The sequence below is a fragment of the Actinophytocola xinjiangensis genome, assembly GCF_001921215.1.
Classification (GTDB): domain Bacteria; phylum Actinomycetota; class Actinomycetes; order Mycobacteriales; family Pseudonocardiaceae; genus Actinophytocola; species Actinophytocola xinjiangensis.
In genome coordinates, this window is sequence record NZ_MSIF01000008.1 from 281,300 (window position 1) to 298,705 (window position 17,406).

Genomic DNA, 17,406 nt, shown 5'->3' on the forward strand with positions numbered 1-17,406 from the left:
GTCCGGTGCACGCCGAGCGGAACCGGTTGTCCGGCAACGGTTTGACCCTCGCCTACGACGACCGGGTCGTCGTGCGCGACCTCGACGTCGTCGTCCCGGACGGCTCGTTCACCGTGATCATCGGGCCGAACGCGTGCGGCAAGTCGACGCTGCTCAAGGCGTTGGCCAGGATGATCTCCCCGCGCGCGGGCGGGGTCGTGCTCGACGGCCGGGACATCGACCGCTACCCCACCAAGGAGATCGCCCGCCGGCTGAGCCTGCTGCCGCAGTCGGCGATCGTGCCTGGCCAGGTGACCGTCGGCGACCTCGTCGCCCAGGGCCGGTACCCGCACCAGTCGCTGCTGCGCCGGTGGTCGGTGGGCGACGAGCGGGCGGTCACCGAGGCGATGGCGCTGACCGGGGTCGCCGACCTCGCGAACCGGTTCGTGGACGAACTGTCCGGCGGGCAGCGCCAGCGGGTCTGGCTGGCCATGGTGCTCGCCCAGCAGACCAGCATCGTGCTGCTCGACGAGCCGACGACGTTCCTGGACATCGCCCACCAGTACGACGTGCTGGACCTGTGCGCCGATCTGCACGACCAGCGCGGCCAGACCCTGGTCGCGGTCCTGCACGACCTCAACCAGGCCAGCCGCTACGCCACCCACCTGGTCGTCATGCACGCCGGCGAGATCGTCGCCACCGGCCCGCCGGCCGACGTGGTCACGGCCGCGCTGGTGGCCGAGGTGTTCGGCCTGCCGTGCACGGTGATCCCCGACCCGGAGACCGGCACACCGATGGTCGTGCCGACCGGCCGCGCCGGCCGGTCGGGTGCTCAGGCCAGTGTCTCGGCGACCAGGGGAACCAGGCCGTCGACGACGTAGGGGATGCTCAGCACCGACGCGGCCGACAGCGCGAGGCCGATGTTGGGGTCCTCCGGGAACACCATCCGGCCCTCGGCGTTGGCGGCCATCCGCTCGATCTGCGGGTACTCGGACATCACGTCGTCGCGCGGGGAACCCTGCTGGCTGAGCACGATCACCACGTCGGCGTCCGCATCGGCCATCCGCTCGGGGGACATCTCGACGAAGTAGTCGTCCTTGCCCAGGCTCTCGACGTACGGGGACGGGGTGAGCCCCCAGGCGGTGACGACCTGCATGCGGGTGTCGTTGACCGTGTAGATCCCGACCTTTCCGCTGTAGGCCAACAGGATCGACACGGTTTTGCCGGCGAAGCCGGGGTTGTCCCTGCCGACCGCGTCCAGCGCGGCCCTGGTCTGGGAAACCAGTTCGGCGCCTTCGTCGCCCTTGCCGACCGCGCGGGAGATCAGCTCGGTGGAGGTCTGCCACGGCACCTGGTTGGGCTCGCAGCCCTTCGCGAGCCCGACGGTCGTGCCGTAGCCGACGAGGGTCTCGTGTTCGGCGTCGTCGCCGGAGGACTGCACGTTGACGATCAGGTCCGGTTCGAGCTGGCCGACCAGTTCGAAGTTGAACGGCGGCCGGAAGAACTCGGGCGTGGTGTCCCCGAGCCGGTCCTCCGCCCACACCCCGACCCCGCGCTCCATCGTCGGCACGAACCGGAACACCCCGACGGGCACGATTCCCAACGCCAGCAACACGTCGTGGTCGGTGCGGCCCAGCGACAGCACCCGCGTCGGCGCGGCCTCGACGGTCACCTGGCCGAACGTGTCCTCGACGGTGACGGGGAAACCGCCGCCGGTCGCGCCGCCGCCCTCGGCCGGTTCGGCCGGCTCCTCGGTACCGCAGGCCGCCAGTAACGCCGCCGCTCCCACACCGGCCGCGCTCACCGTGAGGAACCGCCGCCGGCTCATGATCGGGTGGGTCTGGGCACGACGGTTCATCCGGATAACCTCACCACTGGCCTGGACCGCGCATGCGCGGCCGATTGCTTCGACGGCGTAGAACTTAGCCCAGGCTAGCCTTACGACGTAACCCTGTCCTCGGTCACGGACCGGTGTGCACGTACGACGCCCACAGCACCGGATCCGGGTTCTCGGCGCGCAGTCGCGCCACCGCGTCCCGCAACGCGGTCGCCGCACGGTCGCTGGCCAGCGGCGACGCCCCACCGCCGAGCCCCGCGTAGAACCGGGCGGCGATCCGGGCGGCGTGCGCGTCGCTGACGACCCACTGGGTGGCCACGACGTGGGTGAACCCGGCCAGCCGCAGCGCGCCGGCCAGGTGCAGGGCCTCGTCGGGCACGGTGAGCACGCCGCGCGCGGTCTCGCAGGCGGACAGGAAGACCAGTTCGGCGCGGTCCAGCCGCAGCCGCGCGATGTCCCCGACGGTGATCGGCGCGGTCCGCTGGTGGTCGGCGCAGTACAGCGCGCCGCCGGCCGGGTCGAGCGGGTCCTGGCTGCCGTGCCCGGCGAAGTGCAGGTGGGTGTGCGCGGGCAGGGCGGCGAGCACCGCCGCGCGGGTGGCGTCCTCACCGGTGAGCACGGTCGCGCCGGGGACGAGGGCGGCGAGGTCAGCGATCTCGGTCGCCGCGTTGGGCAGTGGCGTGAGCCCCGGGGTCGCCGGCTGCCCGACGGCCAGCAGACTGGCCGCGCCCGTCGCGCCGGCACGGGTTTCGGCCAGCGCGCGCAGGGTCGGCGTGTAGGAGCAGGTGACCCGGTCGAGCAGGGTGTCGCCGGAGCCGTGGTGGCCGGCGGCGTGCACCGGCAGGAAGGTCAGCAGGCCGGTCGGGCACCACCACAGCCGTTCCGGGTCGCCCGGCAGGGCGTCGAGCACCGGCCTGGCCACGGTGTCCCACAGCCAGCCCAGCAGCCGGGTCAGCATCTGCCGCGCGCGCCACAGCCCGGTCGCGGACCCGGTGTGTGTCAACGCCTCCAGCAGCGCGGTGGCCCGCCGCGCGACCGCGTCCTCGTCGAGGTCGCGCAGCCCGACGGTGGTCAGGCCGGCGGTGGTCAGGATCAGGGCGTCGCAGCGGTCGCGGTGGACGTTGACCACCACGACCGGGCCGCCGGCCGCCGCGCCCCGCAACCGGTCCAGCGACGGCGGCCGCAGGAACCCGGCCAGCCCCGGCAGGGCGCGGGCCCTGGCGAGCAGCGTGTCCCACTCACGGGCCAGCGCGCGGCGGCGTTCGGTGGGGTCGGGTTCGGGTTCGCCGGTGAGCAGGTCCGGGGCGGCGGCGTCGAGTTCGGCGCGCACGGCCCGCACCCGGTCGGCCAGGCCGGGGTCGACGGCGCTGAGTTCGCCGAGGTCGTCGCGGGCGTCCAGGGCCTGGGCGAGCAGCACGCCCCGGCCGTGTTCGAGCAGGCGCAGCGCCTGCTCCTGGTCGCCGAGCCTGAGCGCGGCGGCCGCGGCGTCGCTGGCGAGACCGGCGAACTCGCCCAGCACGCTGACCCGGTCGTCGCGGTCGAGCCCGTGCCAGGCCAGGACCGGCAGCAGTTCGATCGCCGTCCGGTAGCCGGCGACCGCCTCGGCCCAGTTCTCCAGCACGGCGGCGGTGGCGCCCCAGGACCGGGCGCCACGAACCCGCAGTTCGGTCGGCACGATGTCGTCGCCGGCCACCTCCTTGAACAACGCCACCGCGGTGTCCACATCGGACTTCCTGGCGCGCAGGAGCAGGGCGCGGCCGAGGTTGTAGCGGCAGCGTCCGCCGCCGGGATGCCCGGCCGGGGCCGCCGCCACGGCCGCCCGCCCGGCCTCGATCACCGCGTCGAGGTCGGCCGGGTCGGCCGTGCGGGTGTACCGGTCCTGGAGCGCGAGGGCCAGATTTCCCAGGTACAGCATGCGGTTCGGATGGTCGGGCGGGGTGAGCCGCAACGCGGTTCGCAGTGCCCTCAGCCCGTCCTCCGCGTCACCGGGGTCGCCGGTGAGCAGGTGGCGTTGGTGCAGCGCGTTGGCGTGGTTGGCCAGGACGCGGGGCCGGCCGGCGTGGTCGGCCGGCGTGGCGTCGACGGCCGCGAGGGACGCGTCGATCAGCTCGTCCAGCACGGCGGCGTCCCGGGTGCGGTGGTACCGCGACATCAGCGCGACCGACAGGTTGGACAGCATCACCACCCGCAGCGGGTGATCGGTCGGGGCGACCGCGACGGCCTGACGGTTGGCCCCGATGGCCTCGTCGAGGTCGGTGAGCGCCGAGGTCAGTTCGTGGCGCCGGCGCAGCGCGGTGGCCAGGGTGGTCAGGTTGATGGCGTGGCCGAGCCCCTGCCCCTCGGTGAGCCGCACCGCCTGTCTGGCGGCCCCCACCGCGGCCTCGATGTCCTGCGGCGCCCCGGTTCTGGTGGCGCGGGTGAACAGCGCGGTGGTCAGGTTGGCCAGGTAGATGGCGCGGTCGGGGTGCGCGGCCGGAACGACCTCGACCGCCCGCCGGCTCAGGTCGATGGCCCGGTCCCCGTCGGCCGGCTCGTCCCGGCGCTCGTACCGGTGCCGCAGCGCCGCGCCCAGGTTGGACAGCATCTTGGCGTGGCTGACCGGTTCGGTCCGCGACCGTGCTTCGGCGCTGTCGAACAACCGCACCGCCTCGTCCAGGTCGGCGGGCTCCCCGGTCCGCTCGTAGCGGCTCTGCATCGCCCGCCCGAGATGGAACTCCGCGCCGGCCCGGGACGCGTGGTCCTCCGGTGTGATCCGCAGAGCCTCCTGTCCCCACTCGACGGCCGTCCGCAGGTCCGCGAGGTCCTCGGTCCGCCCGAACCGGAGTTGGTAGGCGCCCGCCAGGTTGGTCACGTCGACCACCCTCTCCGGATCGTCGCGCCCGACGACCTGCCGCGTCGCGTCGATCCCCGCGTCCAGATCGGCGAGATCGGAGGTGATCTGGAACCGCGCCGAGTAGGCGCCGCCGAGTTCCGACAGCGCGTTGGCCCGCGCCGGATGCCCGGCGGAGGTGATGTTCTCCACCCGCCGCAACAACCCGATCGCCTCGTCGAGGTCGTCGAGCGCGGGCATCCGATCGGCCCGGACCTGGAGGGTCGCGGCCAACGCCACCATCGCCCCGACCTGGTCGCCCTCTCCCAGCCCCCGCCGCCCCGCGTCCACCGCGGCGTCGAGGTCGGCCAGGTCCCCGGTCTCCTCGAACAGCCTGGCCCGCGCCCGCCCCAGGCTGACGAGGTACTGGGCGTCCGGTTCGACCGCGACCGCCCGTTCCAGCACCCGCACCGCCTCGGGCACGTCCTGACGAAGCAACGCGAGCCCCAGCGTGTCGAGCCGATCGGCCAGGGCCGGGTCACCGTCCCGGGTGGCCGCCACCGCCCGCCGGGCGGCGTCAACGGCGATCTCCAGGTCGCGCGGATCGCGGCTGTGCCGAAACCGCGCCGTCCGCACCTGCCCGATGACGGTCAGACAGTGGGCGAGGCGGGGATGGTGCGCCGGACAGGCCGCCACCGCGTCCTCGGCCGCCTGCGTGGCGGCGTCGATGTCCGCCGTCGTTCCGAGCCGGTTGTACCGGGTGCGCAGGGCGAGCGCGAGGTTGGCCAACACGTTGGCCAGCAAGGGCGGGTCAGCGCCCGACGCCGCAGCGCGGCGAAAGGTGTCCACGCTCTGGTCGAGGTCGTCGAGATCGTCCCGAAGTTCGTGCCGCACCATCAACGCCGTGGCGGCGTTGAACAGACACGTCGCCACCGGCGCGCCCGCCAGGGTGGCGGCCCGCCGGGCGAGATCGACCGCGTGATCGAGGTCGGCCGCCGACCGGCTGCGCGGAAACCGCCCGTAGCAGGCGAAACTGAGATTATTGAGGATCAGCCCCAACTCCGGATGATCATCCGGAGCAAGGCCCACCGCCGCCCACCCCACGGCGACAGCGTTGTCGAGATCGGCAGTGTCCCCCGTCACGGAGAACCGGCCCCGCAGCCCGGCACACAGGTTCGTCAGAAAGACCGGCTTGTCCGGATGCCCGTCCGGAATCCCCGCAGCGGCCCACGAGGACAACCGAACCATGCCCTCGAGCGCGTCCCGGTCCCCCTCCGCCTCCCACCGGGCGAAGGCCTTGAGGGACTCGTTCCCCGCACCGGTGAGATCGGTGACGTCCGGGACCGGCAGCGCTCGCACCCGCTCACGCAGCGGTTCCGGCACCGCGTCCGGCGCCACCACGTTCACCATGGAGAACAACGCGGCGGCCTGAGCCGTCTGACCCACGGCGTGGTGCCAGGTGGCGAGCAGCAGCGTCACCTCCCAGTCCACCACCAACGGCGGCAGCCCCCGCTCGGGCGCGAGGAAGACGGAGTAGGGCCGCAGGATGTCGACAAGGGCTTCGGTGTCATGCAGAGCGGCGACCTCGCCCGTGCGCTCGTGGTGCCCCAGCCGCTCCCACAGCTCGACGAAGCTCCGCTCCACGCCCGAGTAGTCCGCCAAGTCCGCCCCCATCACACGACGTGTCCCCACCCTAGACACCACCACGGGTGGACCGGGCTCGACGACGTCGCACCCATCAGCACGTGCGGCGGTTTCGGGATGCGGTGGCCGGCGCCGACCGCTGTCGATGATCCGTTCGTCGTGGCACACCATCGAGCCGGCCGGCTCGATGGTGTGGACTCAGGCGCCGTCGGCCCCCATCCATCGGCCCGCGCCGAACTCGGCGTCGCCGGCCACGGCCTCGCCCACCGTGACCAGCAGATCCTCCCGGCCGGGTGCGGCCAACACCTGAACGCCCGCCGGGGAGTCCTCACAGGACAGTGCGACCGGCAGTGCGAGCACCGGGAGCACCGCGAAGTTCGCGACCAGCGCCAGCGACCCCTCCCCGGCCGGCGCCCGGTGGCCGGGCAGCCGGGTCTCCAGCGGCATCACCAGCAGGTCGAACTCGCGGGTCAGCAGGTGGCGCAGGTGCGCCCCGGCCCGCCGCTGGGTCTGACGCAGCCCGGCCAGGCGCACCGAGCCGACGGCCTCCCCGCGTTCGATCTCGCGCAGCGTCCCCGGGCGCAGTGCCACCCCGGGTTCGCGGCGCAGCCACCCGAAGCTGACGCTGGCCTCCCCGGCGAGCAGCGCGCTGGCCGGCGCGACCATCTCCCACACCGCCGGCAGCGGCGGCTCGTGGGTGCGGTGGCCGAGTTCGGTCAGCCGGTCGCGCATCCGGCCCAGCGCGGCCAGCAGGTCGGGGTGCACCGGTGCCGGCGGCCTGGCCACCGCCACCCGCAGCGGGTGCCACCCCGGTTCGGTGCGCAGCCCCAGCGCCCGCGCCAGTTCGTGCGCGCGCCACAGCCACGCCAGGTCGGCCGGGCTGCGGGTGACCAGCCCGACCGACTCCAGGCTCGGCGACACGCAGTGCACGCCGTCGAGCAGCGCCGGGGTCGGGGTCAGCCGCAGCGCCGTCGCCCCGCAGTGGACCGCCGGCCAGCGCAGCGAACCGCCCGCGTCGGCCACGACCGACACGTCGCAGAACCCGGCCGCCACGGCCACCGCCCCGCCGGTTCCCGCGCCAGGGGCGGACACGTGCGGGTAGCGCGGGTTGCGGCTGGGGCCCTCGGTGTCCAGCGCGCACTCCGTGCTGGCGACCTTGCCGATGCCGGCGAGTCCCTGGTTGGCCATCAGCCGCACGATCTGCGCGGAGGTCGCGGGGGTCGGCGCGTGGCCGGCGCGGATGCCCAGCGTCGTCGGGTAGCCGGCGACGTCGATGGTGTCGTTGTAGGTGACCGACGGGTTCCACGGCAGGCTCGCCAGGCGCAGGACCTCCGGCCGGGCGCCGGTGAACGCGCCGAGCACCGGGTCGAGTTCGTCGACGTGCGCGACGAGGTCCGCGCGGAACTCGGCCGGATCGAGCACCCCGGTGCGCAGCGCGTTCTCGCGACGCGCCAGCGGCATGGACAGCCGGGCGCGGCGGGCCAGCTGCGCGGGGGTCAGCATGGCGCCGATGGTCACAGAACGCCGGGCGGGGTGACATGGGTAGCCGGTACCCAGATTCGGTGCGCCGCCACGACCTCGCCGACGGAGGCCGGGCACGATGACGGCATGGTTGCCTCCTCGACGCCGGATTTCCCGTGGTGGGCCAGCGGTCTCACCCTCCGGGAGCGCCTGACGACCCCGCCGCCGCCCGGTGGCGCCGGTGGCGAGCGGCTGGCGCGGTGGCGCGCGGCGCACGACCTGGGCGCCACCGGACAGTTCGCGCCGATGCTGGCCGACGCCGGCCTCACCGAGGCGACGCTGGCGGCGCTGCTGGCCGAGCCGCCCGCCGCGCTCGCCGCCAGGACCGACCGTCCGGGCTGGGCCGAAGTGGTCGAACGCGCGGTCGCCGCGGCGCCGCACACCCCCGTCGCGGTCGACCCCGTGCCGGAGGCGCCGGCGGCGTTCGCCGTGCCGCTGGCGCCGTTCGTCGACGCGGCCCGCGACCGGCTGGTCGCCGGTGGGGCGCCCGAGGCGGTCGCCGACGGGGTGGTCGGGGACCTCGCCACCCGGCTGGCCGGGCTGGCCGCCAGGACCGCGGTCCTGGAACTGCACCGGGCACGGGAAGCCGGCCGGCTGACCGGCGACACACCGACCGCGCGGTTCGCCGACTTCCTCGCCCGGCTGGGCACCCGGTCCGCGCTCGGTGAGCTGTTCGGCCGCTACCCGGTGCTCGGCCGGCTGCTGGCCCAGACCTGCGAGCAGACGGTCACCAGCACCCTGGAGCTGCTCGGGCGGTTGTCCGCCGACCGCGCGGCGATCGTCACCGGCCTGCTCGGCGGCACCGACCCCGGGCCGCTGGTCGCCGTCGAGGCCGGCTCCGGCGACCGGCACCAGGGCGGCCGGGCGGTGGCCGTGCTGCGCTTCGCCGGTGGCGCGACCGTGGTGTACAAGCCCCGGCCGCTGGCCGTGCACACCCACTTCGGCGAACTGGTCGGCTGGCTCAACGACGCCGTCCCGGGGCTGGGCCTGCGCGCGGTCCGGGCGCTGGTGCGCCCCGGCTACGGCTGGCTGGAGTACATCGCGCACCGGCCGTGCGCCGGGGCCGACGACGTGGTCCGGTTCTACCGCCGGCAGGGCGCGCTGCTCGCGCTGCTGTACCTGGTGGACGGCACCGACATCCACTTCCAGAACCTGATCGCCTGCGGCGACTCGCCCGTGCTGGTTGACGTGGAGACCCTGTTCCACCCGACGCTGCCGATCGCCGTGCTCGCCGGCGCCGACCCGGCGGCGGCGGCACTCGCCGCGTCGGTGCACCGATCGGCGATCCTGCCGCAGAAGCTGCTCGGCGAGCACGGCGCGCTGGACATCTCCGGGCTCGGCGGCGACAAGGGCTCCCCGTACCCGACCGACGGGGTGGTCTGGGAGGCCGCCGGCACCGACCGGATGCGCCTGACCCGCCGGCCGGTGGAGTTCACCGGCGCGGTCAACCGCCCGCTGCTCGACGGTGCCGACGCCGACCCGGTGGCCCACCGGACCGCGCTGCTCGACGGTTTCCGCGTCGCCTACGACGCGATCGTCGCCGGCCGCGACGCCCTCGGCGCGCCCGGCGGGCCGCTGGACCGCTTCGCCGGCGACGAGATCCGGATCGTGGTCCGGGCGACCCGCGCCTACGTCACGCTGCTCGACGAGTCCACCCACCCCGACGTCCTGCGCGACGCGCTGGAGCGCGACCAGGTCCTGGACGTGCTGTGGGCCGACTCCGCGCACGACCCCGTCCGAACCCGACTGGTCGGACGGGAACAGGCCGACCTGTGGGCCGGCGACGTCCCGCTGTTCACCGGCCGCACCGACAGCCGTGACGCGTGGACCGCCGCCGGCGACCGGCTGCCGGACGTGCTCGACGTCCCCGGTCTGAGCGCCGTGCACGCCAAGCTCGCCGCGCTGGGCCCGGCCGACCGGCGCTGTCAGGAGTGGCTGATCACCGCCGCCCTGGCCACCCGCGACGACGGCCCCGACCACCGGGCGGGCGACGTGCTGCCCGGTGCGGTCACGCCCGCCGGGCCCGACCCGGCGCGGCTGCTGGCCGCCGCGCGCGGCATCGGCGACCGGCTCGTGGCCAGCGCCGTGCACGACGAGGCCCGCGCGAACTGGCTGGGCGTGGAGGCGGTCGATGGCCGGCACTGGTCGGTGCTCCCGTTGGGCGCCGGCCTCGCCGACGGCTACCCCGGGGTGGCGCTGTTCCTCGCCCGGCTCGGCGCGCTCACCGGCGAGGGCCGCTACACCGCGCTGGCCGAGCGGGCGCTGCCCGCGCTGCCGTCGCTGTTCGTCGCGCTGGCCGACAACCCCGAACTCGTCTCGGCCGTGGGGCCGGGCGGCTTCCACGGTTTCGGCGGGATCTGTTACGCCCTGGCCGAGATCGCCGCGCTCACCGGGTCCGAGGTCGCCGGCTGGCTCCCGGCCGCCGTCGAGCTGCTGGCCGACAGCGACACGGGAAACACCGACAACGGCGTCCGCGACGGCCGCGCCGGTGGGCTGCTGGCGTTGCTGGCCGTGCACGAACGGACCGGTCTGGCGCGGGCGAAGGAACTCGCCGGTGTGCTGGCCGACCGGCTCACCGACGACGACCGCGTGGGATCCGGTGTGGACCACGGCTTCGCCGACGGCCCGGCCGGCACCGGTCACGCGCTGCTGCGCCACGCGGCGGCCGGCGGCGGCCAGCGGTACGCGACCGCCGGCCTGGCCGCGCTGCGCCGCGTCCCGGGCCCCGGCGCCCACCACGCGTGGTGCTCCGGCCTCGCCGGCACCGTCCTCGCCGCGTCCGCGCTGCCCGCGCCTGGCGACCCGTTCGACCGGATGGCGCAACGTCTTCGCACACGCGAACCGTTGCGGGACACCAGCTTGTGCCACGGTGAACTCGGTGTTCTCGAGTCGCTGCTCGTCCTGTCGCGCCGTGGCGAGGACGCCGCGCGGGACGCACTGGAGCGCCACACCGCCCGCGTGCTCGGCGCGGTCGAGCAACGCGGGCCGCGCTGCGCCACCCCGGACGGCGTACCCACGCCGGGGCTCCTTTCCGGTCTGTCCGGAATCGGCTACGGTCTGCTGCGGCTGGGTTTTCCGGATTCGGTGCCGTCCGTGCTGCGGCTCGAAGCCGGGGCCTGACGATTCCCGACCGGACGACGACACCTCGGACGAGCGGACCGTGATCCCTCGACCACGGTGGGCCACTGGGCCTATGGTTTCCGGGTCGGAGTCGGGAGAACGACGGACAACTCGTGGGCATCGACGTGTGGGGAGAGCACCGTGCGGGACGATCAGCTGCCGGCAGAAGAATCCACCGGGGACGACACCGAACCCAACCCGGCCGGGGAGATCCGGCTCTCACCGGCCAGGGCCATCGGTCTGAAGGTCACCGCGCTGGGCGGGCTCGCCATGGGCGCGCTGATCACCGCCGCCGAGCACATCCCGCACACCACCAGCGCACCCTGAACCCGGGCCGGTCCGCCCTTCGCCCGTTCGGCCACCCATGCACCCACATTCGCCGGTCGTCGTCGGCCGTGACACGGAGCTGACCCATCTCGGGCACGCCCTGGCCTCGGCCAGGGCGGGTCGCGGTGGCGCCACTTTCGTGACCGGCGAACCGGGGATCGGCAAGTCGCGCCTGGCGTTGGAGGGCACCGGTCTCGCGGTCGCCGCCGGCATGCGGGTGCTGCGCGGCCGGGCCAGCGGGCTCGGGCCGGCGGTGCCCTTCCGCGCGCTGTCCGAGGCGCTGATGTCGTTGCTGCGCGGGGGAAACGCGCCGCCGGTGGACACCCTCGGCCCCTACCGCCCGGTGCTGGGCCGGCTGGTGCCCGACTGGCACGAGCCGGGTGACGGCACCGACGGCGGGTCGCTGGTGGTGCTCGCCGAGGCGGTGCTGCGGCTGATCGCGCTCCTGGGCCGTGACCAGGGTTGCCTGGTGGTACTGGAGGACCTGCACGACGCCGACGTGGAGACCCTCGCGGTCGTCGAGTACGTCGTGGACAACCTCGACGGACTGCCCGCCCTGCTGGTGGCGACCCTGCGCAACGGGCCGTGCGAGGCGCTGCGGCTGGCCCAGGCCACCGTGCAGCGCGGCGCCGGCACGGTCCTGGAACTGGACCGGCTCGGCCCGCCGCACGTGCGAGAGCTGATCGGAGCCTGTCTGGAGACCGGGGACGTGCCCGACGTGGTGGCCGAGCAGCTGTGGGCCGACAGCGGCGGCAGCCCCTACATGGTCGAGGAGCTGCTGCACGGGCTGGTCACCAACGGCCAGCTGGTGGCCGGCCCCGACGGCTGGCGGGTCACCGGTCGGATCCGTACCGAGGTCCCGGCCAGCCTGGTCCGCACGATCGCCGAGCGCACCGACCGGCTCGGCCCGCAGGGCCGCCGGATGCTCTCGGTCGCCGCGGTGCTCGGGCACCGGTTCCCGCTCTCGGTGGTGCACACGGTCACCGGCCTGAGCTACGACGAGCTGCTGCGCCACCTGCACGCCGGGGTGGCCGCCCGGCTGGTGACCACCGACGAGCCGGCGCCGGACTGGTACGCCTTCGCGCACCCGCTCACCGGCGAGGCGCTGCTGGCCAGGCTCACCCCGACCGAGCAGGCCGAGCTGTCCGCGCAGGCCGCCGACGCGATCGAGAGCCTGCACCCGGGGCTGCCCGGCGAGTGGTGCCAGCGGGTCGCCGCGCTGCGGCTGCGCGCCGGGCACGGTGTCGAGGCGACCCGGCTGTTCGCCGACGCCGGCCGCCGCGCGCTGGCCGACGGCGCGCCGGGCTCGGCGGTCACCCTGCTGGAGCAGGCCGAGGCGCTGCTGGGCGACCACGAGGACACCCGGCTGCGCGCCGACGTGATCGAGACCCTGCTCTACGCGCTGGCCGAGGGCAGCCAGTTCGAGCGGGCCTTCCAGCTCGCGCACACCCTCGACGACCTGGGCAGCGCGGGCCTGCCGGCCGGGCGCCGGGCCGCGCTGCACGTGCGGCTGGCCTGGGTCGCCCACCTGGCCGGGCGCTGGACCGACGGGCTCGCGCAGCTGGCGGTCGCCCGCAAGCTGCTCGGGCCCGACGCCGCCGACGAGGACACCGCGCCGCTGGACGCGGTCGACGCCGACCTGGCCCTGGAGGCGCCCGGCGCGCGGCGCAAGGAGGAGGCCGAGCAGTTGGCCCGGCGGGCGGTCGCCGCCGCCGAACGGGTGCCGCTGCCCACGATCGCCTGCCAGGCGTGGCTGGCGATCGGCGCGATCGTGCGCGAGCGGAACCTGGCCGAGTCGACCGCCTGCTACGAGCGGGTGCGCGACCTCGCCGAGAACCACCACCTGCCGATGTGGCGGGTGCACGGGCTGGTCCGGATGGCCGGCAACGAGTGGCTGGCCGAGGCCGACCCGGAGGGTCTGCTCACCGCCGGGCGGGAGGCCCAGCGGGTCGGCGCGATCACCATGGGTCAGATCGTGGACGCCACGATGGCGCTGCACCTGGTGCTGTGCGGGGACTTCACCGCCGCCGTGCCGGTGATCGACGAGTGTTGGGCGGCCGCGCGGCGGATGCAGCTGGAGCTCGTCGGCCGGCACGTGCTGATGTCGCGGGCGGTGGTCGCCGCCCACCAGGGCCGGCGACGCGAGATGGAGGCGGCGCTGCTGGACTTCCAGCGCCTCGACGGCGAACGGTCGCAGGAACAGCCGATGGCGCTGGGCCTGGCGCGCGCGTTCTGCGCGTTGCTGGAGGAGGACCGCGACCGCGCCCGCGACGACCTGGCGCAGGCGCTGGCCAGCGACGACGTCAACCCGACCACGTTCAGCCTCTACGGCCGCCACGGGCTGGACCTGCTGCTGGCCGTGCTGGAAGGTGAGGCGGGCTGGGCGCGCTACGAGCAGGTCCGCGACACCGCCCAGGGCGCGATGCGCTGGAACCGCCAGTTCGTCGAACTGTCCCGCGCTGTCCTGTTGGGACGGTCGGGCCGGGTCGGTGAGGCGGCGGCGGCCGTGGTGACCGCCCAGCACAGCGCCGCGCCCTTCGCCATGGCCCGCCAGCTGGGCCTGCGGCTGGTGGCCGAGGCGGCGGTCACCGACGGCTGGGGCGACCCGGCCGGGTGGCTGCGCACCGCCGAGGAGTACTTCCACGACGGCCAGGTGCCGGCGGTCGCCAGCGCCTGCCGCGGCCTGCTGCGCCAGCTGGGCGTGTCGGTCCAGCAGCGCCGCGCCGGCACCGAGCGGGTGCCCAGGACCCTGCGGGCGCTGGGCGTCACCCTGCGGGAGTTCGAGGTGCTGGAGCTGCTCATCGAACGCCTGGACACGCGCGGCATCGCCGAACGGCTGCACATCTCGCCGCGCACGGTCGAGAAGCACGTGGCGAGCCTGCTCACCAAGACCGCCAGCCCCGACCGGCCGGCGCTGGCCAAACGCGCCGTGGACTTCCTCGCCGGGTGAGGCTCACTCCACCGGGTTGGTCAACGTGCCGATGCCGGTGATCTCCACCTCGACCACGTCGCCGGCCGTGATCGGGCAGGCGGCGCCGGTGCCCAGCCACAGCACGTCGCCGGGGTGGAAGGTCACGTAGCGGGACGCCTCGACCAGGTGCTCCCACGGGTCGAAGATCATGTCGCCGGTGGCGAAGCTGGCGGCGGGCACACCGTTCACCCGCACGGTCGTGGTCTGGGCCATCGGGTCGACGTCGGTCTCGATCCACGGGCCCATCGGCTTGAAGGTGTCGCTGTTCTTGGCGCGCAGCAGGGAGCTGTCGGTGCGCTGCCAGTCCCGCGCGCTGACGTCGTTGCCGATCGTCCAGCCGAACACCGCCGCTCGCGCCTGCTCGCGGCTGGCCCGGCGCAGCGGCGCGCCGATGACCGCCACCAGCTCCCCCTCGGCCTCCAGCTGGCCGGTCAGGTCGGGCGGCACGCGGATCGCCGCGCCGTCGCCGACCAGCGCGTTGGACGCCCGGTAGCCGACCTCCGGGCGGCCGGCCAGTCCCAGTTCCCGCGCCCGGTCGAGGTGGGCGCGGTAGTTCAGGCCGACGGCGTAGAACACGCCCGGCACCACCGGCGGCAGCCGTCCGAGACCATCCAGCGGCACGGTCGCGACGTCGACCGGGTCGCCGTCGACGGGTGAGCCGGACAGCAGGTGCGCGACACCGTCCTGGGCGCCGCCCTCCAGCCTGGCCCACCGCGGCCGGCCGTGGTGGACGACGCGGGTGTACCTCACAGCACGCGGTGGTCGAACACCCGCTGGGTCTTGCGTTCGCTGCGGGGCAGCGAGCCCGGCTCGACCAGCTCGACCCCGATCCGCAGGCCGATCTTGTCCCGCAACCGTCTCTCCAGCTCGCCGACCGCGTCCCGGTCGTCGGTCTCCACCCGCACCGTGAGGCTGTCGCGCCCGCCGGCGTCGCGGTCGACGTGCGCCTGGAACTCCGGGCCGACACCGGGCATCTCGGCCAGCACGGTGTCCACCTGCATCGGCAGGAAGATCACCCCGCGGACCTTGATCTGGTCGTCGGAGCGGCCCTGGATGCGGCCGATCCTCGGGTACGGGCTGCCGCACGGGCAGGGCTCGTCGTAGAGGTGGGTGAGGTCGCGGGTGCGGTAGCGGATCAGCGGCGTGGCCTCCTTGCGCAGCGTGGTCACCACCAGTTCGCCCGGGGTGCCCGCCGGCACCGGTTGGAGGGTGTCCGGGTCGATGATCTCCACGTGGAAGTTGTCGTCCCACACGTGGATGCCGTCGTGCCGGTCGCATTCCACGCCCACGCCGCCGCCCCACAGCTCGGTCAGCCCGTACAGGTCGAAGGTCCGCACGCCCAGCAGCGACTCGATCCGCGCGCGGGTGCCCTCACCCCAGCGTTCCGAGCCGGTGAGCGCGATCCGCAGCGCGAGGTCGGCGCGCAGTTCGTCCCGGGCGACCAGTTCGGCCAGCAGCAGGGTGAACGACGAGGTCGCCCACAGGACCGTACTGCGCATTTCGCCGAGCATCTCCACCTGGAGCTGGGTGTTGCCGGCGCCGGTCGGTACGACCATCGCGCCGACCCGCTCCACGCCCGACTGGAACCCCACGCCGGCCGCCCACAACCCGTAGCCGACGGCGATCTGCACCCGGTCCTGCTCAGTCACCCCCGCGTAGCGCAGGCACCGGGCCACCATCTCGGTCCAGTCCTCGACATCGCGGGCGGTGTATGCGCATACGGTGCGGCGGCCGGTGGTCCCGGTGGAGGCGTGCACGCGCACGATCCGCTCGTCGGGCACTGCCGCGTAGTCCAGTACGGGCGTTTCGCGGATCTCCGCCTTCGTGGTGAACGGGAGGCGGTACAGGTCGTCGGGCTCGCTGACGTCCTGTGGCCGTACCCCGGCCGCCTCGAGTTTTCCGCGCAGGTAGGCCGATCCGTGTGCGACCCGGTCCAGCATCGCGCGCAGCGCCGCCGGATCCACCTGTGCCGTCATACGTCCACCGTCCGGTTGTCGGGACCTTCACGATTTCCGGTGCACCGTCTTACCGCAAGATCGCTGCCAGGCCAACGGTATGTTTTGCCGAGGAGCAGTGCCGCTGGGCCGGATGCCCTAGGCGGTGATCAGCAACCAGCCCCACCGGCCGGTCTCAGTCACCGACCCGGCCCGGCACGCCGTCGAGCCACCGGTCGGCGTGCCGCGCGGCGGCGGCCTCGTCCCGGAAACCGTAGGTCTTGAGCAGCCAGCGGGTCCGCGCCCGCTCCGGGTCGTTGATCTCCAGGTGTTCGCGGCTGTGCAGGCCGTCCTGGTTGGCGAAGGTGAACAGGTCGCCGGTGCGGATGCGGTGGCGCGCCTTGTCCACCCGCACGAGCGCGTTCTTCAGCGACAGCAGCGCGTCCGTGGCCTCGGGCGGCGCCTCCGGCGCCACCGTGGTGTGTGTGTCGACGTAGCGCACGCTGTGCTCGCCGTAGAAGACCGGATGGTTGTCCGAGACGGTCAGCGTCGCGTTCTGGTCGCGGGACAGCACGTCGAACGGGGTGTAGTAGTACGGCTGACGCAACGTGTGCCGCTCACCCTCGGTGAGGTGGGCCAGCAGATCGGGGCCGGAGACGAACCCGGTGTAGGTGATGTCCTCTTCCGGGCAGCGCATGCCGAGCAGGGTGATGTAGTCGGCGCGCACCGGGTGTGCCGTGCGGTCGTTGTGGAAGGCCAGTTCGCCGTCGCTGTAGCCGGTCTGCTTGCCCCGGTACCGGTTGATCGCGATCACGTCGATGAAGAAGTCGCCGTTGAACCGGGTGCCGTAGGACATCAGCGGGGTGGCGACCAGATGGCCGAACAGCTGGAGGAATCCCTCGGCGACGAAGGTGGTCTTCCTGGCGTACTTGTCGGTGAGCGGATCCTCCTGGTCCAGCAGCGGGACGTGCTCGTCGAGCGGACAGTTGCGCAGCGCGTGGGCGAAGGCGTTCCCGGACTCGCGGTCCTCGCGCACCCGGTCGGTGGCCGCGACCAGCGACGCCGGGACCTTCCCCTGGTCGACCAACCCGGCGATCTCGGCCGAGAACCCGAGCGGGTCCCGGTAAGGATGCGCGGCCACCGTCAGCAGCAGGTCCTGCAATTCCGCGCGTTCATCGTCCACAAAGGCATATGTCAGCCGCATACCGTTCCTCTGAAAGGTCCAACGGTCCGAATTGGCACTACCGTCGCCAGCCGGACGCAG

At 74.1% G+C, this 17,406-nt stretch carries 10 protein-coding genes; 4 read left to right on the top strand and 6 right to left on the bottom strand.

Annotated features, from left to right (window positions below):
* Nucleotides 1-5: 5 nt before the first annotated feature.
* Entirely contained in the window at nt 6-860 is an 855-nt protein-coding gene (locus BLA60_RS18740) for an ABC transporter ATP-binding protein (protein WP_075134200.1), read from the top strand.
* Here the strand turns inward: BLA60_RS18740 and BLA60_RS18745 are convergent.
* The 3 genes from BLA60_RS18745 to BLA60_RS18755 form a co-directional block, all read right to left on the bottom strand.
* Nucleotides 812-1,837 carry an ABC transporter substrate-binding protein gene (locus BLA60_RS18745; protein ID WP_211288774.1) on the bottom strand — a complete coding sequence of 342 codons (1,026 nt, stop codon included), beginning with the start codon at nt 1,835-1,837 and terminating at the stop codon, nt 812-814. The genes BLA60_RS18740 and BLA60_RS18745 overlap by 49 nt on opposite strands.
* A gap of 103 nt (nt 1,838-1,940) precedes the next feature.
* Nucleotides 1,941-6,299 carry a CHAT domain-containing protein gene (locus BLA60_RS18750; protein ID WP_075134201.1) on the bottom strand — a complete coding sequence of 1,453 codons (4,359 nt, stop codon included), beginning with the start codon at nt 6,297-6,299 and terminating at the stop codon, nt 1,941-1,943.
* 168 nt (nt 6,300-6,467) lie between these two features.
* Nucleotides 6,468-7,772 (bottom strand): amidase family protein, encoded by a 1,305-nt coding sequence (locus tag BLA60_RS18755; protein ID WP_154814446.1) that lies wholly within the window; start codon nt 7,770-7,772, stop codon nt 6,468-6,470.
* A 105-nt stretch (nt 7,773-7,877) separates the two neighbouring features.
* Between BLA60_RS18755 and BLA60_RS18760 the strand changes: the two genes are divergently transcribed.
* The 3 genes from BLA60_RS18760 to BLA60_RS18770 all read left to right on the top strand — a co-directional run bounded on the left by BLA60_RS18760 (nt 7,878) and on the right by BLA60_RS18770 (nt 14,187).
* A complete protein-coding gene (locus BLA60_RS18760) occupies nt 7,878-10,910 on the top strand; it encodes a type 2 lanthipeptide synthetase LanM family protein (protein WP_084735071.1) in 3,033 nt (1,010 codons plus the stop codon).
* 141 nt (nt 10,911-11,051) lie between these two features.
* Nucleotides 11,052-11,237 (top strand): hypothetical protein, encoded by a 186-nt coding sequence (locus BLA60_RS18765; protein ID WP_075134203.1) that lies wholly within the window; start codon nt 11,052-11,054, stop codon nt 11,235-11,237.
* Between the two features lie 37 nt (nt 11,238-11,274).
* Nucleotides 11,275-14,187, top strand: coding sequence for an ATP-binding protein (locus BLA60_RS18770; RefSeq protein ID WP_075134204.1), 2,913 nt, complete (start codon nt 11,275-11,277; stop codon nt 14,185-14,187).
* A gap of 3 nt (nt 14,188-14,190) precedes the next feature.
* Here BLA60_RS18770 and BLA60_RS18775 read toward each other — a convergent pair whose 3' ends face one another.
* The 3 genes from BLA60_RS18775 to BLA60_RS18785 form a co-directional block, all read right to left on the bottom strand.
* A complete protein-coding gene (locus tag BLA60_RS18775; protein ID WP_075134205.1) occupies nt 14,191-14,958 on the bottom strand; it encodes a fumarylacetoacetate hydrolase family protein in 768 nt (255 codons plus the stop codon).
* Nucleotides 14,955-16,184: a phenylacetate--CoA ligase family protein gene (locus tag BLA60_RS18780; RefSeq protein ID WP_075134206.1), complete on the bottom strand. Its 1,230-nt coding sequence runs from the start codon at nt 16,182-16,184 to the stop codon at nt 14,955-14,957. Before BLA60_RS18780 ends, BLA60_RS18775 begins: the two co-directional genes overlap by 4 nt.
* Before the next feature lie 154 nt (nt 16,185-16,338).
* Nucleotides 16,339-17,346 (bottom strand): TauD/TfdA family dioxygenase, encoded by a 1,008-nt coding sequence (locus BLA60_RS18785; protein ID WP_075134207.1) that lies wholly within the window; start codon nt 17,344-17,346, stop codon nt 16,339-16,341.
* Between the last annotated feature and the right edge of the window lie 60 nt (nt 17,347-17,406).